The 20337-nt window shown below is 45.7% G+C and carries 18 protein-coding genes and 2 tRNA genes; 17 read left to right on the forward strand and 3 right to left on the reverse strand.

Annotation, left to right across the window (positions count from 1 at the left end):
• Positions 1-53: 53 nt before the first annotated feature.
• From ABIC15_RS05320 to ABIC15_RS05340, 5 genes are all read left to right on the forward strand, one after another.
• Positions 54-833 carry a metal ABC transporter ATP-binding protein gene (locus tag ABIC15_RS05320; RefSeq protein ID WP_012369752.1) on the forward strand — a complete coding sequence of 260 codons (780 nt, stop codon included), beginning with the start codon at positions 54-56 and terminating at the stop codon, positions 831-833.
• Positions 830-1699 (forward strand): metal ABC transporter permease, encoded by an 870-nt coding sequence (locus tag ABIC15_RS05325; RefSeq protein WP_012369753.1) that lies wholly within the window; start codon positions 830-832, stop codon positions 1697-1699. The genes ABIC15_RS05320 and ABIC15_RS05325 overlap by 4 nt, the downstream gene beginning before the upstream one ends.
• The gene (locus ABIC15_RS05330) at positions 1671-2093 is read left to right on the forward strand and encodes a Fur family transcriptional regulator (protein WP_012369754.1); all 423 of its coding nucleotides are present in this window, start codon (positions 1671-1673) and stop codon (positions 2091-2093) included. The genes ABIC15_RS05325 and ABIC15_RS05330 overlap by 29 nt, the downstream gene beginning before the upstream one ends.
• 145 nt (positions 2094-2238) lie before the next feature.
• A complete protein-coding gene (locus tag ABIC15_RS05335) occupies positions 2239-3684 on the forward strand; it encodes an NAD(P)H-hydrate dehydratase (RefSeq protein WP_148206597.1) in 1446 nt (481 codons plus the stop codon).
• Positions 3685-3823: 139 nt separating this feature from the next.
• Positions 3824-5668 carry an EAL domain-containing protein gene (locus ABIC15_RS05340; RefSeq protein WP_354019935.1) on the forward strand — a complete coding sequence of 615 codons (1845 nt, stop codon included), beginning with the start codon at positions 3824-3826 and terminating at the stop codon, positions 5666-5668.
• 22 nt (positions 5669-5690) lie between these two features.
• Here the strand turns inward: ABIC15_RS05340 and ABIC15_RS05345 are convergent, their stop codons facing one another.
• The 3 genes from ABIC15_RS05345 to ABIC15_RS05355 all read right to left on the reverse strand — a co-directional run bounded on the left by ABIC15_RS05345 (position 5691) and on the right by ABIC15_RS05355 (position 8016).
• On the reverse strand, positions 5691-6260 hold the full coding sequence (locus ABIC15_RS05345) for a 5' nucleotidase, NT5C type (protein ID WP_081432737.1): 570 nt from the start codon (positions 6258-6260) through the stop codon (positions 5691-5693).
• 100 nt (positions 6261-6360) lie between these two features.
• Complete coding sequence (gene ispG, locus ABIC15_RS05350; protein WP_012369758.1) at positions 6361-7470, reverse strand: flavodoxin-dependent (E)-4-hydroxy-3-methylbut-2-enyl-diphosphate synthase; 1110 nt, start codon at positions 7468-7470, stop codon at positions 6361-6363.
• A gap of 192 nt (positions 7471-7662) precedes the next feature.
• Positions 7663-8016, reverse strand: a complete 354-nt coding sequence (locus ABIC15_RS05355) for a hypothetical protein (RefSeq protein WP_234944576.1) — start codon at positions 8014-8016, stop codon at positions 7663-7665.
• A 340-nt stretch (positions 8017-8356) separates the two neighbouring features.
• Between ABIC15_RS05355 and ABIC15_RS05360 the strand changes: the two genes are divergently transcribed.
• The 12 genes from ABIC15_RS05360 (at position 8357) to ABIC15_RS05415 (ending at position 20298) form a co-directional block, all read left to right on the forward strand.
• On the forward strand, positions 8357-9997 hold the full coding sequence (locus ABIC15_RS05360; protein WP_012369760.1) for a Na/Pi cotransporter family protein: 1641 nt from the start codon (positions 8357-8359) through the stop codon (positions 9995-9997).
• A 119-nt stretch (positions 9998-10116) separates the two neighbouring features.
• Positions 10117-10190, forward strand: a tRNA-Met gene (locus ABIC15_RS05365).
• Between the two features lie 11 nt (positions 10191-10201).
• A tRNA-Ile gene (locus tag ABIC15_RS05370) sits at positions 10202-10275 on the forward strand.
• A gap of 130 nt (positions 10276-10405) precedes the next feature.
• Positions 10406-11866, forward strand: coding sequence for an alpha-amylase (locus ABIC15_RS05375; protein WP_012369761.1), 1461 nt, complete (start codon positions 10406-10408; stop codon positions 11864-11866).
• Between the two features lie 93 nt (positions 11867-11959).
• Positions 11960-12568 (forward strand): superoxide dismutase, encoded by a 609-nt coding sequence (locus ABIC15_RS05380; protein WP_012369762.1) that lies wholly within the window; start codon positions 11960-11962, stop codon positions 12566-12568.
• Between the two features lie 138 nt (positions 12569-12706).
• Entirely contained in the window at positions 12707-14779 is a 2073-nt protein-coding gene (locus ABIC15_RS05385) for a peptidoglycan D,D-transpeptidase FtsI family protein (protein WP_012369763.1), read from the forward strand.
• Positions 14780-15004: 225 nt separating this feature from the next.
• Complete coding sequence (locus ABIC15_RS05390; RefSeq protein WP_012369764.1) at positions 15005-15949, forward strand: PstS family phosphate ABC transporter substrate-binding protein; 945 nt, start codon at positions 15005-15007, stop codon at positions 15947-15949.
• A gap of 95 nt (positions 15950-16044) precedes the next feature.
• Positions 16045-16986, forward strand: a complete 942-nt coding sequence (gene pstC, locus ABIC15_RS05395; protein ID WP_012369765.1) for a phosphate ABC transporter permease subunit PstC — start codon at positions 16045-16047, stop codon at positions 16984-16986.
• Position 16987: 1 nt separating this feature from the next.
• Complete coding sequence (gene pstA, locus ABIC15_RS05400; protein WP_012369766.1) at positions 16988-17896, forward strand: phosphate ABC transporter permease PstA; 909 nt, start codon at positions 16988-16990, stop codon at positions 17894-17896.
• A gap of 100 nt (positions 17897-17996) precedes the next feature.
• Complete coding sequence (pstB, locus tag ABIC15_RS05405; RefSeq protein WP_051524104.1) at positions 17997-18773, forward strand: phosphate ABC transporter ATP-binding protein PstB; 777 nt, start codon at positions 17997-17999, stop codon at positions 18771-18773.
• Positions 18774-18790: 17 nt separating this feature from the next.
• The gene (gene phoU, locus ABIC15_RS05410; RefSeq protein WP_012369768.1) at positions 18791-19453 is read left to right on the forward strand and encodes a phosphate signaling complex protein PhoU; all 663 of its coding nucleotides are present in this window, start codon (positions 18791-18793) and stop codon (positions 19451-19453) included.
• 107 nt (positions 19454-19560) lie between these two features.
• Positions 19561-20298, forward strand: coding sequence for a DUF4912 domain-containing protein (locus ABIC15_RS05415; RefSeq protein WP_012369769.1), 738 nt, complete (start codon positions 19561-19563; stop codon positions 20296-20298).
• The last annotated feature ends 39 nt before the right edge of the window (positions 20299-20337 follow it).

Below are 20337 nucleotides of genomic sequence, written 5' to 3' on the forward strand. Positions count from 1 at the left end.
TTGATAAGACGTAATTATTCCGTTTTAACACGAGACGGAAGGAGAGAATAGACATGACCGAACCAATTACAGAACCAATTATTGAAATCAAACAACTGACATATGATTATCCGGACCGGCGCGTTTTAAACGAAGTGACGTTTAATGTGCAACAAGGGCAATTCCTCGCCATCGTCGGTGAAAATGGCTCCGGGAAATCGACGTTGATCAAGTGTATGCTCGGCTTATTAAAACCGAAGGGAACGATCCGGTTGTTTGGGCAAGATCAAGCGGCATTCAGTGACTGGTGGCGCATCAGTTATGTTTCACAAAAAGCGGCATCGTTTAATTCAGGGTTTCCGGTCACGGTCGCTGAAGTCGTCGAGATGGGGCTGTATGCGAAAAAAGGATTATTTCGGCGCGTGACAAAACAGGATCGCCAAAAAGTAAGGACGGCGCTTGAAACCGTCGGTATGTGGGATCGGCGTGATTCGAAAGTCGGTGACTTATCCGGCGGTCAGCAACAGCGGGTCTTTATCGCCCGTGCGCTCGTTAATGATCCAGATCTAATGATACTGGATGAACCGACGGTCGGAGTCGATCAGCGGTACGTCAAAGAGTTTTATGAAATCCTGGAAGAACTGCGGCGTGATAACAAACGGACGTTTGTTCTTGTGACACATGATATCCACTTTGTCAGCAAGCTGGTGACGGATGTGATTCATCTCGTCGACGGACGGCTCGGTTGTAATTGTGGTATTAAAGAATACTGGGAACTGGATGAACAGACGATTCGGTCCTTGTATCCGGTTCCGGGGCGTGTACTGATACACGAAGGGGAGGTCGTCCAGTGATTGAAGCATTCATGACATTGAAGTTTCTGCAATATGCACTTGTCGCGGCTGTCCTGATCGGTTTTACGGCTCCGTTGATCGGTTCATTTGTCGTCGTCCGGCGGATGAGTTTAATTGCGGATGCGTTATCACACGTCACCCTGGCCGGAATTGCCCTCAGCCTGCTAATATCCGGGATGGTGGCGAGTCTTGCTGATTTGAATCCGCTTTACCTCGGGATCGTGACATCGGTCATCGCGGCGTTGACGATTGATTGGCTTCGCGCGAAGTATAAACATTTTCAAGAGCTTGCCATTCCGATCATCATGGCGACGGGGATGGGACTCGGTGCGATTTTTATCAGCCTGGCAAACGGCTTTTCGATGGACCTTGTGTCCTTTTTATTCGGAACGGTCTCCGCTGTCACCTTGACGGATGTCTATACGATTTTGATTGTCACAGGTGTCGTCATTTTATTTGTAATTGCCTTTTATAAAGAGTTATTATTCTTATCATTTGACGAGGAACAGGCACGCGTTTCCGGAATTCGTCTTCGGTTGGTGCATATTCTGTTTATGATCGTTGTTGCTTTGGTAATTGCGATTAGTATGCGGGTCGTCGGGATTTTGCTGGTATCCAGTTTGATCACCTTACCGGTTGCGGCAGCACTTCGACTTGCCAAAAGTTTTAAAGCGACGATTTTTTATGCCATCGTGTTTGGAGAAGTGGCAACAGTTGCCGGCTTGATTCTGGCGTATCAATTTGATTTAGCGCCGGGCGGTATGATTGTCATGCTGGCGGTCGCAGAACTTATTCTCATTATGGTGATTGAACGGTTTTGGATCGGAGGGAAATTGCATGAAAAAAAACATCGAACAAGCGCGTGAACGGATGAAGGCATCCGGTTTCAAAATGACGCCCAAACGTCTCGATTTATTGGCCTACCTGTTTGAAGCCAACCGTTATGTCAGTGCGCGGGAAGTGGCGGAGGAGTTGCGTGTATCGCATCCTTCACTCAGCTACGATACGATTTACCGGAATTTAAATGATTTTGCGGCAATCGATATTTTGGAGACGACGGAACTCGACGGGGAAATGAAATTTCGAGCCGCCTGTCAGTCGGGTCATCATCACCATCACCTGATCTGCCGGACATGCGGCAAGACGGAGACACTAGATGTCTGTCCGATGGAATGGGTTTCGCCGATTAAGGACTCTGGTTTTGAGGTCGAGGATCATAAGTTTGAAATTTACGGACGCTGTGCCGCTTGTCAGAAATAAGCGGGATGCGTTTGAAGAGTGTAACGAAAGCGACAACTGATAAAGGAGAGGGGCGGATCGCATCCGGCCCTCTCTTTTTGCTGAAAATCTCTTGATTCGTCCCGGCTTGAAATGAAACAAAACGGGAATAGGACGAACAGAGGTGATGAAAATGATTTATGATGCACAAGAAGCTCGCCAAATTGATGAATGGGCAAAGACATCCGGTTTACCGCTAGAAGTATTAATGGAACGAGCGGGTAGTGAAATCGCAAAGCGAATCAAGAACAGGCATACGAGGGAAGAGCGGATTCTGGTGATGTGCGGGACAGGAAATAATGGGGGAGACGGTTACGTGATTGGCCGTGAACTCGTCCGGGACGGGTACGACGTGACGATGCATGCGCCGTTCGGCGAGGTGAAAACCGCGACGGCTCATCTGCATCAGCACTATGCAGAAAACTTCGGACTCGCAACGGAGGCAGTCTGCGGACAATACGACGTAATCGTCGATGGTATCTTTGGAACCGGATTTGACGGATCCCGACTGACGAAATCGATCCATGATGTATTTGACTGGGTCCGTGAACAAAAACAACAAGGAGCAAAATTATACGCGATCGATATACCGAGCGGCATTCCGTCCGATCAAACGAACGGGTTTTCCGGACAAGCGATCCGGGCTGATGTGACTTTTTCACTTCATGCCTTTAAGCGATCCGCCTTCTTGTTGAAGACGGCTCCGTTCTTTGGGAAGCTGGAGAAGATCGATTTGGGATTGCCGGCTTTTGGGGGATGGCAACTGATGTCCGAATCGATTGCGCCGTTATTGACCCGTGATCCGTACGGTCATAAAGGGACATACGGAACGGCACTGTTGATTGGCGGAAGCGAGACGATGCCCGGTTCGATTCAACTGGCTGCCCGCGCAGCATTACGATCTGGAGTCGGGAAATTACAAGTTGCAACGGTTCCGACAGCACAAGTCGGACTCATCATGAACGCACCGGAAGCGATGGTTCTCAATCAGACAACGACAGCCATTCAAGAGATGCTCGATCAGGTGAATGTCGCGGGAATCGGCCCCGGATTGACTTCAGATTCGATTTCCGATTGGATCGAGCTCTTATTTGCACAAGACATTCCGGTAGTTCTTGATGCCGGGGCATTGATTCGCGACAGCTATCCGGAACGGAAGGCGGAGATTGTCGTCACGCCACATATCGGAGAATTTGCACGGATGACGAAACGGACTGTCCGGGAAATCCAGGATGACTTATTCGGACAGGCAAGCGAATATGCGGTCTTGCATCAAGTGATCGTCGTCTTGAAAGCCCATGTGATTCTCATTGCAACACCAGAGGGCGGTGGTTACGTGATCAACGGAGCATCCAGCGGGTTGGCGAAAGGAGGCAGTGGCGATACGCTGTTTGGTATCCTCACAAGTCTGCTTGGTCAAAAAGAATACTTTAAACACATCCCGGTTGAACAGTTGATTGCACTTGGTGCATCCTGGTACGCCCAAGCATCCAAGCAGGTCGAACAACAGCTTCATCCAAGCAGTATCGTGGCGACAGATGTGATTGATCAACTTGGACGAGTAAAGAACTGAGCAAAGAGGTCTATTTCTTCAATTGTAAAGAAGTAGATCTCTTTTGTTAAAAGAATAATTGCTGGCAGAGGAAGAGCAGGAGTATGATGAAGTGATGCCGAATGGCTAAACAGTCTAATCTTAAGAAAGGAGGAGACAGATGCCTGTTAAAACAGTAGATGAGATTGTCCGTAATCAACAGCGTTGGATCGGAAATTTTGCGTTGTTCTTAATGAGCGTCGGCGCCCTGATTTTTTTAGGGACGACGGATCATACCATTCGAAATGCCTATTTAAATCAGTTGACGACTGTGGCTGTTTTGCTTTCTATTGGAATCATAACCTTTTTGATCAGCCGCAGTCGGTTGACAGCTCATCATAAATCACACTTTCTGTCCGTCATGTTACTGAGTATTCCGTTCGCTTCAATCAGTATGTTACCTTATGCCTCAGTCACCGTCTGGGCCAGTTGTTTTTTATTTTTAATGATCGCCTTGATTGCCTATGACCGGATCATGATTTGGTATGCCATTGTCCTCATCGTCGCGACGAACGTATTCATCATGGTGCGCTCAGATACGATTCTTGTGGAGATTGATCCGACAGATCATTACGCCAGGCTGGGGATGATCGGGATTGCCATCTGTATCGCTTTGATCATCAATCATCTGCATCTTCGTAATCTCAGTCGCCTGCAACAACTGGCAGATCAATTGCATGAGTCGGCCCGCCACGATTTACAGACGCAACTGCTTAATGTCCGCGGACTGGAAGAACGATTTCTGCATGTGGATCAGAAGAATCTGTTACTGGTCGGTGTTCATCTGGAAAACTACCATGAACTCGCACGATATTTTGGAGAGGAAATTCAGCAACAGGTCTTAATTGATTGTATCGAACGTCTGAAAACATTATTACCTCCTTATTTGACGATCGTGCGAGTTGAAGGCGGAACGCTGATGGTCGTCATGGAGAAACCGCCCGGCGTATCGTGTGAGGAGGAAATGACACGTCTCAGTCAACGTATGTCTGCTCCGTACCAGGTCGAAAACCATCAAATTTATGTTAATCTCTATATTGTCATCGATGACGGGGAAGTCGATCAACTCAGTATGACAAAACGGATTCACCAGATCACCTCTGCCTTTCCGGAAAGTATCCGGGATTCGGCAAAAGTGATGTGCCTGAATCAAGAATGGCGCAAAGAACAATCGCTTCGCGTTGAAGCCGCCAAAGCATTGTCGCGAGCGGATGTAAATCATGATTTTTACCTGGTCTACCAATTGCAGTATGATTCCAATCAGGACCGTTTCATTGGATTAGAGGCCTTGATTCGCTGGAATACGACCATTCCGGGAGCAGAACGTCCGACGGTTTTCATTCCAATCGCAGAAAAGAGTGACTTGATCATCCGGTTGGGCGAGTGGGTTTTCGAAGAAGGATGTAAAACAAGAAAACGGCTGATTGGTCTCGTTCCGGAAGAGTTTAGTCTGTCGGTCAACGTATCTCCGCGGCAATTGACGGATGAGTCGTTTATGCCGTTTATTGAGCGGATGTTGCTGAAATACAGTTTGAAGCCGAAGCAGATTAAAATTGAAATTACTGAAAGCCAGTCTTTGGATTTTGAAAGCCAACCGATTCTCCGGGCATTACGCCGAATTAAGACATTGGATTTCCCGGTCTCATTGGATGATTTCGGGACAGGACATGCTTCGTATCATGTTCTGGAACGGTTATTGCCGCTTCGTCAGCTTAAAGTACCAAAACAATTCATTGAACAAGTCGAAGAGTCTGAAAAAAGACAGTCGATTTTAGAGTCGATTTTTCAGTTGAGTCAATCGATGCATGTGGAATGTATCGTCGAAGGGGTTGAGACGGGAGAAGAGGTACAAATTGCAAAAGACATCGGAATTCATTTATTCCAAGGTTATTTTTTTGCAAAACCGGTTCTGCTCGAAGAAATCATCTGTTTACTGGAAACTAAAAAAGCGGAAACGACAGAATAATGTCGTTTCCGCTTTTATTGTTTCAGCGAATTGGGGCAAATTTATGAATTTGTTGAACGGCCTCATTCCAGGAAGAGACACGGACGATATTTTCAGGGACGGGACGACGATTATAAGGCGCATCAAACAAAATGACGGGAATCGATGTGTCTTCTGCAATTTGAATCGCATTTTCGAGACGGTCCTCCATGAAGAGATCAAGTGACAAATCACGGACGACTTGGACTTTGTCGTGTGAGCCGGTCATGATCAGCGAATCGAGCGGTAACTCATGCTGTTTAATCCATTCTTCCGTTACGGGACGAACGATTTCTGACCGGGCCGTCACGTAATGGAGATCATATTGTTTTCTTAAATCCCACAGGTGCTGTTTGACAAGTTCTTGCGGGATGGATTCACGGTAGATGCCGAGTTCATGACCCGATTTGACCATGAATTCCCAAAACTCGATTTGCTGCATATCCGTATAGGTATGAAGTTCGTATTCAGAGGCCATCTCAAAATCAATCGATGTTCCGAGATATTTGTTCATATAGTTAAAGCACGAAGAAGGATGAGTGATTGTTCCATCAATATCAATTCCGATTTTCACTTACATCACCAACATTCTATAAATTTTCTGCCACTAGTATAACATAATCGAAATGCGGAGACGAAAAAAAGAGCCGCTCCGGGAAGAGGGCTCTTTTGACTTAAGCTTGGCTTGCTTTTGCGGCTTCTTTTTCCGCTTCTTTTTCAAGAACGATCGCATCGATTTCTTTTTTCAATTCTTCGACCATCGTTGCTTCCGGAACTTTACGAATGATTTCCCCGTGACGGAATAACAATCCTTCGTTACGGGCACCGGCAATTCCGATATCGGCTTCACGGGCTTCCCCGGGACCGTTAACGGCACAACCGAGAACTGCAACTTTAATGTTAACTTGAATTTTATCGATATAATCTTCGATTTCTGCTGCAATCGCCATTAAATCGATTTCAATCCGTCCGCATGTCGGGCACGAAATCAATGTTGCTGCGTTGGCAGCAAGACCAAATGATTTCAAGACTTCTTTTGCAACTTTGACTTCTTCGACCGGATCGGCAGAAAGAGAGACACGGACTGTATTCCCGATACCGCGTGATAGAATCGCTCCGAGACCGGCAGCTGATTTTAAAGAACCTGTCCGTAAAGGACCAGATTCCGTGATTCCGACGTGCAACGGATAATCAAACGACTCGGAAGCGAGTTGATATGCTTCAAGCGCTAATTGAACGTCAGATGCTTTCAAGGAAACGATGATATCGTGGAAATCGAGATCCTCAAGAATCTTAATGTGGTGCAAAGCACTTTCGACCATCCCACGAGCTGTCGGATAACCATATTTCTCAAGAATGTGTTTTTCAAGTGAACCGGCGTTAACACCAATTCGAATTGGAATGTTTTTCGCCTTTGCTGCGGTAACGACCGCTTCGACTTTCTCGCGGCGTCCGATGTTACCCGGGTTGATTCGGATTTTATCAACACCCGCCTCAATTGCCATGAGCGCAAGTTTATAGTTGAAATGAATATCTACGACAAGCGGGATGTTGATCCGGCTCTTGATTTCTGCAAGTGCTAGCGCATCACGTTCTTCTGGACAAGCAACGCGGACGATTTGGCATCCTGCTTCTTCAAGGCGTAAAATTTCAGCGACAGTCGCTTCGACGTCGTGTGTTTTTGTTGTCGTCATACTTTGGATGATGACTTCATTATTTCCACCAATGACAAGGTCCCCAACACGAACGGGACGAGTCTTAGAGCGATGGACCATTTTCGGCATATCGAAAATCTCCTTTTGTGGCATAACGCCAGATTGTTTGTGACTACTTGTACTATCATATCGAACTATTCCCTAAAAATCGAGAAACAAGAACGAAAATTGAACATTTACAATTGTTTAACACGAATAGTGGAAAGTCAATCCGTCGCCGGATGGACGTTTTTTTCCTTCAACAGATTCATCCATCTAGTTTCAAGAAGACGGACGGGATGATTTTTTCTTTAGTCGGGCAAGCAGGAGCGGGGTTAACGAATAAATCAAGTGCCCGGCAATGATGAAGACAACTCCTAAAGTCGGATAGCCGAACTGATACAGGAAAACACCGATTGGAAAGGTCCAGATGTTTGCGGCGACCGTATAAGGAAATACTTGGCGAAACGCCCATGGTCTTGGCAAAATCCACTGAATGAACCAGCGATTCAGATAGGAAACGGATAACAGGTACAACAAAATCGCGATTGCGATAAAAATGAAGTGCAGGATAAACCAAATGATGAACGGAATCGACTGCTGGAGAAAGATGCTGTCAATGATTGTTGACCACAAGGAAATCCATGCTAATCCACAAAAATAAAGGGAGACATCAGCGAGACGAGTCTTTAAAAAACCGCGATTTGGAACTAAGGTAGTTTGTAAGTAATTAAGTAGTTGACTTAAAAAATGCAATTCAATCACTCTTTCTTCTGTTTTATAACAACAAATAAATTAGTTATAAATCCTTTTTTTAAAGGGTTTATCTGTTTTGGTACAGATTAATAAAACCTTAACAATCGAATGTGTGAAAAACTATTTACAAGTTCATCAGACCTTTACATAATAGGGGAGGTTGAAACAATGAATTCTTAACAACAAATCAATTCCACTTTTTATATGAGGAGATGACAAGATGAACTATGATTTACAGGAAATGATTTTCACCTTTATCGGTGGACTCGGTATTTTCCTATTCGGTATTAAGTATATGGGAGATGGTCTTCAAAAAACAGCGGGAGACCGGTTACGGTACATTTTAGATAAATATACCTCCAACCCGTTTCTCGGGATTTTAGCGGGTATCGTCGTTACGGTCTTGATCCAGTCATCATCCGGAACAACTGTCATCGTCGTCGGTCTGGTCAGCGCCGGATTAATGAACCTGCGTCAAGCCATCGGTGTCGTCATGGGGGCGAACATCGGAACGACCATCACTGCCTTTATCATCGGCTTTAACGTGAAGGAAGCGGCACTCCCGGCGATTGCGCTCGGAGCGTTCTTGATTTTCTTCTTCAATAAAGAACGGATTCAATACATCGGTCAAATCTTCTTTGGTTTCGGGGCGCTCTTTTATGGATTGACGCTCATGGGAGACGGAATGGCACCGCTTGAATCAAGCGAATGGTTCCGTGATTTGACGGTATCGATGTCGGATAGCCCTTTGCTCGGTGTTTTTGTCGGAACGGTCTTTACTATGTTGGTCCAATCATCCTCTGCGACGATCGGGATATTACAAGAATTGTATGACGGCGGAATGATCGATATCAAAGCGGCATTGCCGGTCTTGTTCGGTGATAATATCGGGACGACAATCACAGCAGTCCTTGCGGCACTCGGGGCTTCGATTGCGGCAAAACGGACAGCCGCCGCACACGTCATCTTTAACATCGTCGGGACAGTCATCTTCTTGCTGGCTTTACCGCTGTTCTCAAGTTTCATAACGTGGATCACAGGTGCACTTGATTTGGAACCGAAAATGCAGATTGCCTTTGCCCACGGAACGTTTAACGTCGTCAATACGCTGATTCAATGCTGGTTCATCGCGCAAATCGCATGGCTCGTCCAAAAAGTCGTCCCTGGAACGGATACGACCGTCGATTCAAAACCGCGCCACCTCGATCAAAATATCCTGAACCAGTCGTCGTCACTTGCGTTAAGCCAGGCGAAACTGGAAGTGTTGCGGATGGGAGAATTCTCGAAAGACGCACTTGAAAAAGCACATCGTTATACGCAATCACACGATAAAAAGGATGTTTCGGATGCCGGTCAGATTGAGTATGCGATCAACCATCTGAATACGGAAGTGACAAGCTACCTTGTTAAAGTCGCCGCGCATGACTTGTCCGAGCGGGAATCGAATGATCATTCACTGCTCATGCATGCCGTCAACGATTTTGAACGGATCGGGGATCATGTCGAAAACGTCATCGAGTTGGTCGATTTCCAGATCGTTAACCGGATTACGTTTACTGAAAAAGCGAAAAAAGAATTGGATGAAATGTACATCCTGACGCAAAAAATCGTTGAGACCGCCATTAAAGCAGTCGAACTGGATGATGTTTCATTGGCACGCCGAGTGCTTGAACTGGAAGGGAAACTCGATTCACTGGAACGTTCCTTCCGCAAGCATCATGTCTTACGGGTGAATGCAGGCGAATGTACAGGTCAAGCCGGTATGATTTTTGTTGACTTGCTGTCGAACCTGGAACGGATCGGGGATCATGCCGTTAACATTACGGATTTGGTGCTTGAACAACGTTCCGGAACGGCATGAAAGAAAATATGAGAGAAGAGGAATTTCTGAAAAGAAATTCCTCTTTGTTTTTTTAAGATAATTTATTGACATTTCAGATCGATTTTAGTAATCTAATATTAGTTGTTTTTAACCATCATGGCGGTGTAGCTCAGCTGGCTAGAGCGTACGGTTCATACCCGTGAGGTCGTGGGTTCGACTCCCTCCGCCGCTACTATTACTTAAGGACCCTTAGCTCAGCTGGTTAGAGCTGACGGCTCATAACCGTCCGGTCGCAGGTTCGAGTCCTGCAGGGTCCATTGTATAAACGTACACTCTTTTTTTAGGGTGTGCGTTTATTTTTGGTTGCTTGGGGAATATTAAAGATATTGTAATAATGTTAATACAATAATATTCATACTATGGCAATTTAAGGGAGAGCGAAGAGAGATGGAACGTAACCATACGATGATGCAGTTTTTTGAGTGGCATGTAGAGAATGATGGGAAGCATTGGCAACGCTTGAAAGAGAGAGCGCCGGAACTGCGTGCTGCAGGCATCACATCTGTTTGGATTCCACCAGCGTCAAAGGGACAATCAGATGAAGATACAGGGTATGGCATTTACGATGTCTATGATTTAGGAGAGTTCGACCAAAAAGGAACAGTCCGCACGAAGTACGGAACAAAAGACGAGTTGATCGAAGCCATTCAAGTCGCACATGAAAATGATATCGCCGTTTACGCCGATGTCGTCATGAACCATAAAGCGGCAGCCGATGAGCTCGAAACGATTAACGTCGTGGAAGTACATCCGGAAGACCGTTCGAAAGAAATTTCAGAAGAGTTTGAAATCGAGGCCTGGACGAAGTTTACGTTCCCGGGACGAAACGGTAAATACTCGGATTTCATCTGGACACATGAATTCTTTAATGGAACAGATTTTGATGCACGGGAAGAAAAAACGGGTGTCTTTAAGATTTCCGGTAAAAATAAAGATTGGAACGATCAAGTCGACAACGAATTCGGGAACTATGACTATTTGATGTTCGCCAACATTGATTACAATCATCCGGAAGTGCGGGAAGAGATGATCAACTGGGGAAACTGGTTTAAAGAGACAATCAATTGCCAAGGTTTCCGATTGGACGCCATCAAACACATCAACTACGAATTCGTCAACGAGTTCGCGAAGTCGATGATCGGAGACGATCCGGACGGTTTTTATATGGTCGGTGAGTTCTGGAAATCAGATTTAGATGATTGCCGTCAATTTTTAGACAGTGTCGATTATACCATCGATTTATTTGATGTGCCGCTTCACTATAAATTCCATGAAGCGTCGCAACAAGGGCAGGATTTTGATTTGACGACATTGTTTGCGGATACACTCGTCGAATCCCACCCGACGAATGCCGTGACATTTGTTGATAATCATGATTCCCAACCGGGCGAATCGCTTGAGTCGTGGATTGACGATTGGTTCAAACAACATGCCTACGCCTCTGTTTTATTACGTAAAGACGGTTATCCGTGTGTCTTTTATGGAGACTACTACGGTGTCCAAGGACCGCATCCGGTCGAAGGTAAAAAAGAGATGATCGATGCATTGCTGTATACACGTTACCATAAAGCATACGGAGAACAGGAAGATTATATGGATGATGCACATTGCGTCGGCTGGGTCCGTCGCGGTGTCGAAGAATTCCCGAACTCGGGATGTGCCGTCTTGCTCTCAAATGCGGATATGTGTGAAAAACGGATGTTCGTCGGCGAAACGCGTGCCGGAGAAGAGTGGTTCGATTATACAAATCACCAAGAAGAGCCTGTTGTGATCGATGAAGAAGGTTTCGGTGTCTTCCCGGTTCCAGGTGGCGGTGTCTCGGTATTCGCCCCGCGCGACGAACAGTAATTTCTGAGGGTCATTGCTTGCGCCTGACCAACTATTTTTGCTAGTCTTAAAGAGTACTGAAATTCCGAAAATAGGATAAAGGGGGACATGAAAATGTCAAAATTTGAATTACCAGAACTCGGCTACGCTTATGATGCGCTAGAGCCACATATCGATGCTCGTACGATGGAGATTCACCACTCTAAACACCACAATACGTATGTCACGAACGTGAATGCAGCACTTGAAGGGTCAGAGCACGAAGGGAAATCACTTGAAGAATTACTTCAAAACCTGGATTCACTTCCTGCAAACATTCAAACAGCTGTCCGTAACAATGGTGGCGGTCACTGGAACCACTCGTTCTTCTGGAAACTCTTGAAAAAGAACGACGGAGCAGCTCCAACTGGAGAACTCGCTACAGCAATCGATGAAGCATTCGGTTCATTTGATGCATTTAAAGATGAGTTTACAAAAGCAGCAACAACACGTTTCGGTTCTGGTTGGGCATGGCTCATCGTTGACGGCGGCAAATTAGCAGTCGTTTCAACACCAAACCAAGACACACCAGTCATGGAAGGGAAAACGCCGATTCTTGGACTTGATGTTTGGGAACATGCGTATTACCTCAACTATCAAAACCGTCGTCCGGATTACATCAACGCATTCTTTAATGTCGTTGACTGGGATCACGTGGCAAAACTTTACGCTGACGCAAAATAATCGTGAGATTAAACATCGGTTCCTGTTCTGGGAATCGATGTTTTTTTTAATGCGGAAAATGATGGGATAGGTTGTTATGGAAAGTTTCCTTCTATATAATGAAACAAGATGACTTTTTGAACGATAGGGGAGTACGCCATGGCGAAACGAATCACGGTGAAGGGAAAACGGCGGAATCATCTGCCGCTTCGCCTTAACTTAATGTTTTTTGTAGTATTTTTATTGTTTGCGATTTTAATCTTTCGCTTAGGTGTCGTCCAGATTGTGAATGGTGAAAAGATTTCACGGGAAGTTCAAAAGACAGAAATGATTGCATCGAAATATGAAGTTCCCCGCGGAAAGATTTATGACCGGGACGGAAGGTTGTTGGTCGATACGATTTCGAAATATTCAATTGTCTACCGTCGTTCCCAAAATACGAAAGTCGACGAACGGATTGAAATCGCCTCTCGTCTTGCGGCGATTATCAATCTTCCGAAAGACGATTGGAAAGTAACGGAACGCGACATGAAAGATTACTGGGTAGCCGTCAACGGTGAAGAATCAGATCGACGCTATAAGCAGGCGGTAGAAAAACGTTATCCAGATGCGGAAAAGCAGAACAAGCTGTCGATTTCGGAACAGGATCAAATCCGTCTCGATACGATTACGAAAAAAGATATCGACTTTGATGATAAGACGATGGAAATCATCGCTATCAAACACAACATGGAAGTCGGTTATGCGCTTGACCCGCAGCTCGTTAAATTAGGAGCGAGCGCCAAGGAAATGGCGATTATCGATGAGAACCTTGAAGATTTAAAGGGTGTATCGGTAGAGCCGTTTTATGAACGTTCTTATCCGTATGAAGGAACGCTGCGGAACATCTTCGGGAAGTACTCAAAAATTCCCGCTGAACAGCAGGCGGAGTTTAAAGCAAAAGGATACAGTTTAAATGACCGGGTCGGAACGTCATTCCTTGAACAGCAGTATGAAGACCTGCTCCGCGGGAAACCGGCATACGATGTCTATGAAACGTTTAACGGTGAACCGGTCGGTGAGCCGAACCGGGAAGAAGGCGAGTCCGGAAAAGACCTCGTCTTAACGGTTGATGCAGAATACAACAAACAAGTTGATCAAATCCTGCAGCAGGCGATCAAGATGGGCCGCGGCATGGGAAGCGGTTATCTGAAAGAAGGATATGCCGTTGTCATGAATCCGAAAACCGGTGAGATTTTGGCCATGTCCGGTCAAAAGCTCGATACGGCAACCAATAAATTCAGTGATGTTGCGATCAATAACGTGTTGACTTCCCTGCAAATCGGTTCGACGATTAAAGGGGCAACGGTCGCGATGGGACTTGAAGAAGGCGTTATCCGTCAAAACGAAGTCATCAATGATGCACCGATCACGATTGGTGGTACGAAAAAAGGATCGTATGTGAATATGGGACCGATTACGGACTTAACGGCACTAGAGCGTTCGTCAAACGTCTACATGTTTAACATTGCGATGCGGATGGCAAAATATCCGAGTAACGGTGTCGCCGGTGCAAGCGTCGATGCGGCGGCAGCGATCATGCAGAATTATTACAGTCAGTTTGGTCTCGGTGTGACGACAGGCATCGATTTGCCATACGAAGCCAAAGGGGTACAAGGGACGCCGGACCGTGTCACACTCTTGATGGACCGAGTGATTGGTCAGTATGATGCTTTTACACCGCTTCAAGTGGCGCAGTATGTTTCGACACTCGCAAACGGCGGATACCGGGTGCAACCGCACTTCTTAAAAGAAGTCTTGGCTTCGAACTCGATTGAAGACGAAACGAAAAAAGTCGATTACAGCTTTAAAACGAACTATTTAAACCGGATTGAAGTCAGTCAAGCGAACATTGATCATGTCCGCGAAGGATTCCACCGCGTTGTCAAAGGGGAACGCGGGACAGCCAAAATCATCGCCCAAACCGGCATTGATGCGGCAGCGAAAACGGGAACGGCTCAGGTCAGTGTATACGGCGAAGACGGCATTGCGCTTCGGGACGGCAGCGGACAACCGGTTCGTTCATTAAACTCGAACTTGGTCGGCTGGGCACCGTACGACAATCCGGAGATGGCATGGGCCGTGTTCCTTCCATATATGGAGCAGGAAACCGTCAACTCGAAAATTGGTCATGATTTAGTGAAAGCGTACTTTAATGTGAAAGACGTTCCATGGCAGACTAAGCCAAATTAACTAGTGAAGCGAAGGTGAGGAAACTCATCTTCGCTTTTTTTTGTATGGATTGACCTGTTTTTCTAATGGAGTTGAGTTTGTAAACGCGGAAATACACGACTTTACAATTCTTTTACGTTGGATTCATTTTGGTTTAATAGTTCATCGGTAGTATAAGTCTTGTAAGGAAAACGGATATAAAGTCGTAGCGTGACCAGCGACATACTTCGAGGAGGAAAATTAATCATGTCTTGGATGAAAAAAACAGCACTTATCACAACGGTAGCTTCAATCGCAGTAGTCGGTGCGGCATGCGGTAATGACAAAGGCGGCTCTTCAAGTTCTTCAGATCTTTCAGGAAAGATCGCTATTGATGGATCTTCAACAGTCTTCCCAATCATGGAAGCTGTTGGTGAAGAATATTCGATCGAACAACCAGACGTTGATGTCACGGTCGGAGTATCCGGTACTGGCGGCGGATTCAAACGTTTTGTCGTTGGTGAAACAGACCTTTCAAACGCCTCGCGTGAAATTAAAGAAGAAGAAGCAGCAGAAGCTGAAAAAAATAGCATTGAATACACAAAATTAGCTCTTGCTTACGACGGATTAACAGTCGCAATCAGTAAAGAGAACACATGGGTCAAAGAAATGACACTCGACCAGTTAGAGAAAATCTGGTTGGATCCGAATGTGAAGACATGGAAAGATGTCGATTCTTCCTATCCAGCAGAACCAATCAAATTCTTCAGCCCGGGTAAAGATTCCGGAACATTTGATTTCTTCTCAGAAAAAGTTCTTGAGAAAAAAGATATGCGTAAAGATGTTCAGCTTTCAGAAGATGACAACGTCCTTGTCAAAGGAGTCGAAGGAACAAAAGGTGCGATTGGTTACTTCGGATACGCTTATTACGCGGAAAACAAAGATAAGTTAAAAGAAGTACCGCTTTCGGCTGAAGGAAAAAACGCAGTCGATCCAACACCGGAAACGATCCAAGATCTTTCTTACCCGCTGTCACGTGAAATTTATACGTACGTCAACAACAAGTCGTTGAAAGACAAAAAACAAGTCGCGGACTTCGTTAAATTCACAAATGAAAATGCTGGAGACTTATCAGAAGAAGTCGGTTATATCAAAATGCCGCAAGATCGTTACGATGAAAACACAAAAGCCATCGAAGATGCAATGAAATAACCATCATTACACGAGGACGGCCCGAAAAAAGGGGAATCTCCCTTTTTTGGGGCCACGTTCTTATGTAGGTATGATGAAGTAGGGAGCGAAGAAGGGTGAATCCATCATCAAACAAATCGGTTCGCGAGCTGATCCAAAAGAACCGACAACAAAAATTTAGTATGAAAAACATCATGGAACGTATTATGCCGATCGTATTGTTTCTCTGTGCGTTCGTATCCGTCGTTACGACCATCGGCATCATTCTCACGTTAGTTATTGAAACAGAACACTTCTTTGAAGTTGTTTCGTTTAAAGAATTCTTCGGCAGCACAAGCTGGTACCCGCTGAACTCTCAACCGGAGTACGGAATTTGGCCGCTTGTCGTCGGAACACTTGAAATTACCGTGATTGCGATGCTAGTTGCCGTGCCGATCGGACTCACTTCTGCGATTTATTTGAGTGAGTATGCATCAGAACGCGCCCGTCGTGTTCTTAAACCGATTCTTGAAGTCTTAGCAGGCGTTCCGACAATCGTTTTCGGATTCTTCGCCTTGACGTTTGTCACACCGTTACTCGTAAAACTTATTCCGGGTCTTGCGATTTATAACGCATTAAGTCCGGGAATCGTTGTCGGAATCATGATCATCCCGATGATTGCGTCGATTTCAGAGGATGCAATGAGTTCTGTTCCGAAAAAAATTCGTGACGGTGCGCTTGCACTCGGTTCCACACGTCTCGAAGTTGCTTTAAAAGTCGTAGTTCCGGCAGCACTTTCCGGAATCATTGCCTCAATCGTTCTCGGTATGTCCCGTGCAATCGGTGAAACGATGATCGTGACGATTGCAGGTGGATCAAACCCAACGGCTGCAGTAAATCCGTTAGAGCCGGTACAGACGATGACGGCTTATATCGTTCAAGTTGCACTCGGTGACGCCGGTTATGGCACGATTGAATATTACAGTATCTACGCTGTCGGTACGTTGTTGTTCGTCTTTACTCTATTGATGAACTTACTCGCGAACTGGATCACGCGTCGTTTCAGAGAGGAGTACTAAGATGGCCTTACCAGAAAAACAACCTGTACAGAAAAAGTTTATTGATCCTGCTGCTGTGAAAAAATCAATCAGCCAGCGTCTTGTCGTAAACAATGTCACGAAAGTCGTATTCTTAATTGGACTGTTATTCGGTTTAGTCGTACTTGGTATTCTGCTCTTTGGTGTCATTCGTGACGGAGCGGCCTGGTTATCACTCGACTTCCTACAAAATGCACCATCCCGCCGGCCGGATCGTGCCGGAATCTATCCTGCGCTGATGGGATCGATTTTCCTAATGCTCCTGATCATTCCGATGATTTTCATCTTGGGTGTCGGAGCAGCGATTTATTTGGAAGAATATGCGAAAAAAGGCCGCATGACATCGTTCATCGAAGTCAATATCTCAAACTTGGCGGGTGTTCCGTCGATTGTTTTCGGATTACTCGGCTTAACCTTTTTTGTCCGGAACATGGGCTTCGGCTCGACGTTGATCGCCGGAGCATTAACGCTTGCGCTGATGAGCTTGCCGGTCGTCATCGTTTCATCGCAAGAAGCAATTCGTGCGGTGCCGCAAGCGATGCGTCATGCGTCACTCGCCCTCGGAGCCTCGAAATGGCAAACGACGTTTAAAGTCGTTTTACCGGCGTCGCTTCCGGGCGTCATCACGGGAATCATCCTTGCCGTCTCGCGTGCCATCGGAGAAACGGCACCACTCATCATGGTCGGAGCTGCCATCTTCATCGCCCGTGCACCGGAAGGGATTTTCTCAGAGTTTACAGCGTTACCGATTCAAATCTACAACTGGACAAGCCGTCCGCAAGCTGACTTCCAAGGTCTGGCTGCTGCCGGAATCATCATCCTGATGGTCATCCTCTTGACGATGAATTCACTGGCGATTTGGATCCGCAACCGTTTTTCAAAACGATACTAATCACACCTATATAACGAATTACGTTCTGAATCATGAAGGAGGAACACAGATGATGGATACGAAGCTGACGACAAAACCAGCCAAAGAAGGGGCAAAAACAATGAATCAACCAGTAGCTGCGCGACAAAGTGTATACCGTGTCAATGATTTGAACCTATGGTACGGTGATGATCATGCTTTGAAAGATGTTAATCTGGACATTAAACAAAATGAAGTGACGGCCATCATCGGACCGTCAGGATGCGGGAAATCGACGTTCATCAAAACGTTGAACCGAATGGTCGAACTCGTTCCGATCGTACGGACGAACGGTGTCATCGAATACCACGGCCGTAATATCTTTGATAAGGATTACGAAGTCGAAGAATTGCGGACATCGGTCGGAATGGTCTTCCAGCAACCAAACCCGTTCCCAAAATCGATTTATGACAACATCGCATACGGACCGCGTGTCCACGGTGTCAAAAATAAAAAAATCCTGGATGAGATTGTTGAACGCAGTTTACGCGGGGCAGCGATTTGGGATGAGGTCAAAGACCGCTTGAACGAAAACGCCTATGGACTGTCAGGCGGACAACAACAACGTCTCTGTATCGCCCGTTGCCTGGCAATCGAACCCGATGTCATCTTGATGGATGAGCCGACATCTGCACTTGATCCGATCTCAACGTTGAAAGTCGAAGAATTGGTACAGGAATTGAAAAAAGATTATTCAATCATCATTGTGACGCATAATATGCAACAAGCAGCACGTGTCTCGGATAAAACAGCATTCTTCTTGAACGGTGAAGTCGTTGAATTTGACCAAACGGATCGTATTTTCTCAAATCCGAGTGACAAACGGACAGAAGACTATATTTCAGGACGATTCGGATAACAAGGAGGAACTTTTCAATGGCAGCGAACCGGACGATTTTTGGAGAAAACCTGGCAGTACTTGATCAAAAAGTATTTTTATTGGCCCGAAAGACAATGCAACAGATCGCAACGACGGCAGAAGCCCTCGAAAAATATGATCGTGAGATTGCGCTTAAAGTCATCGAAAATGATAATGAACTCGATGCACTCGAACTGGAGATCAACGATGATGCAATTTTACTGATTGCGAAACAACAGCCGGTCGCCACCGATTTACGACGGTTGGTCACAGCAATGAAAATCGCGAGCGACTTGGAGCGAATCGCGGATTACGCGGGTAACATTTCTAAAGCCGTCTTGCGTGTCGAGACGTTCCCTTACGTCATTGACATCTCGTTATTAAAAGAAGCGTTTGAAACGTTACTCGACATGACGGAAACCGCGATTGTCGCCTACCGTGACGGTGACATCGAAAAAGCAAAAGCCCTGTCCGATCTCGATAACATCATTGATGACACGACGTACAAAGCATTGCGGCAATATATGCGGCATATGTCCCTGCAACCGGTTGTCGTTGATGAAATCATGCAATTTACGAATATTTGCCGGTACATCGAACGGATGGGTGACCATTTAACGAACGTCGGCGAGCATTTGATTTACATGGCAAAAGGAAAGCACTATGATTTAAATAGCTAAGTACAGTAGGCTGGAGGGAAATCCTCGGCCTACTTTTTTTGTAAAGGATTTTGAAACAAGTTTGTAGAATAAGAAAGAAGTGAATAAAGAGAAAGAGGTGATAGGTAATGCTTGAAAAAATCATAAAATTAAAAGAACAAGGACTAACAATCAAACAAATTGCGGAAAAGATCGAATCGACAGAAGGTAAGGTCAAATATGCCTGGAGTAAATACCGGAAGTCATTAACGGAAAATAAAGCAGTTTCAACAGAGTCGAGTCCGGTCGCTAAACCTAAAAAGAAGAAGGCAGGCGTAACCGTGAGTGCTCCGAAACAAAATGAAATCGTACCTGCATTAACAGCTGTCCCTTCATTAGAGCGGGATGCGTTTGGAATGGCGACTCATTATGAAGATGACATCATCCATGCAATCGTCCAATCTCCGACAGCGGTCTATGTCTACTGGGAATTGTCTGAATTGTCCCGAAAGATGCTTGAGACACATTACCATGCATCATTCGACTCGTTCCGGAAAGAAATGCGCATCATTGATGTGACGTTGCGGGATTATGAAAAAGGTGAAGTCAACCGTTCTTATCAATTTGAACTGCCGGAAATGACGAATACATGGTTTGTCCGTCCGTTGATGCCAAATACTACATACATCATCGAATGGGGCATTCAAACAATCGACGGTGATTTTCTTCCTGTTCTCCGGTCAAAACCGGTCGAGACACCACGTGACGAGCCTGTCGTAGACGGACGTTTTTCAGAAGTCGTCGCGCGCTGGCAGTATGGAGAAGTCGAGCAGCCGGAATGGGTGGAAGTATTACGTCCATACTCCTATTTTGATCGGATTCGCTGAAGAAAATAGATAGACAGCAGAAGGAGAGGAAGAACAGAC

This window comes from Exiguobacterium sp. PvP048, from assembly GCF_040549175.1.
GTDB classification, from domain to species: Bacteria; Bacillota; Bacilli; order Exiguobacteriales; family Exiguobacteriaceae; genus Exiguobacterium_A; species Exiguobacterium_A artemiae.

What these genes read in the sequence shown, in the direction of transcription:
- ABIC15_RS05320 (WP_012369752.1), top strand. Translation starts at nt 54, where the DNA reads ATGACCGAACCAATTACAGAACCAATTATTGAAATCAAACAACTGACA.
- ABIC15_RS05330 (WP_012369754.1), top strand. Translation starts at nt 1,671, where the DNA reads ATGAAAAAAAACATCGAACAAGCGCGTGAACGGATGAAGGCATCCGGT.
- ABIC15_RS05335 (WP_148206597.1), top strand. Translation starts at nt 2,239, where the DNA reads ATGAAAATGATTTATGATGCACAAGAAGCTCGCCAAATTGATGAATGG.
- ABIC15_RS05340 (WP_354019935.1), top strand. Translation starts at nt 3,824, where the DNA reads ATGCCTGTTAAAACAGTAGATGAGATTGTCCGTAATCAACAGCGTTGG.
- ispG (WP_012369758.1), bottom strand. Translation starts at nt 7,470, where the DNA reads ATGCCGAAAATGGTCCATCGCTCTAAGACTCGTCCCGTTCGTGTTGGG.
- ABIC15_RS05360 (WP_012369760.1), top strand. Translation starts at nt 8,357, where the DNA reads ATGAACTATGATTTACAGGAAATGATTTTCACCTTTATCGGTGGACTC.
- ABIC15_RS05375 (WP_012369761.1), top strand. Translation starts at nt 10,406, where the DNA reads ATGGAACGTAACCATACGATGATGCAGTTTTTTGAGTGGCATGTAGAG.
- ABIC15_RS05380 (WP_012369762.1), top strand. Translation starts at nt 11,960, where the DNA reads ATGTCAAAATTTGAATTACCAGAACTCGGCTACGCTTATGATGCGCTA.
- ABIC15_RS05385 (WP_012369763.1), top strand. Translation starts at nt 12,707, where the DNA reads ATGGCGAAACGAATCACGGTGAAGGGAAAACGGCGGAATCATCTGCCG.
- ABIC15_RS05390 (WP_012369764.1), top strand. Translation starts at nt 15,005, where the DNA reads ATGTCTTGGATGAAAAAAACAGCACTTATCACAACGGTAGCTTCAATC.
- pstA (WP_012369766.1), top strand. Translation starts at nt 16,988, where the DNA reads ATGGCCTTACCAGAAAAACAACCTGTACAGAAAAAGTTTATTGATCCT.
- pstB (WP_051524104.1), top strand. Translation starts at nt 17,997, where the DNA reads ATGAATCAACCAGTAGCTGCGCGACAAAGTGTATACCGTGTCAATGAT.
- phoU (WP_012369768.1), top strand. Translation starts at nt 18,791, where the DNA reads ATGGCAGCGAACCGGACGATTTTTGGAGAAAACCTGGCAGTACTTGAT.
- ABIC15_RS05415 (WP_012369769.1), top strand. Translation starts at nt 19,561, where the DNA reads ATGCTTGAAAAAATCATAAAATTAAAAGAACAAGGACTAACAATCAAA.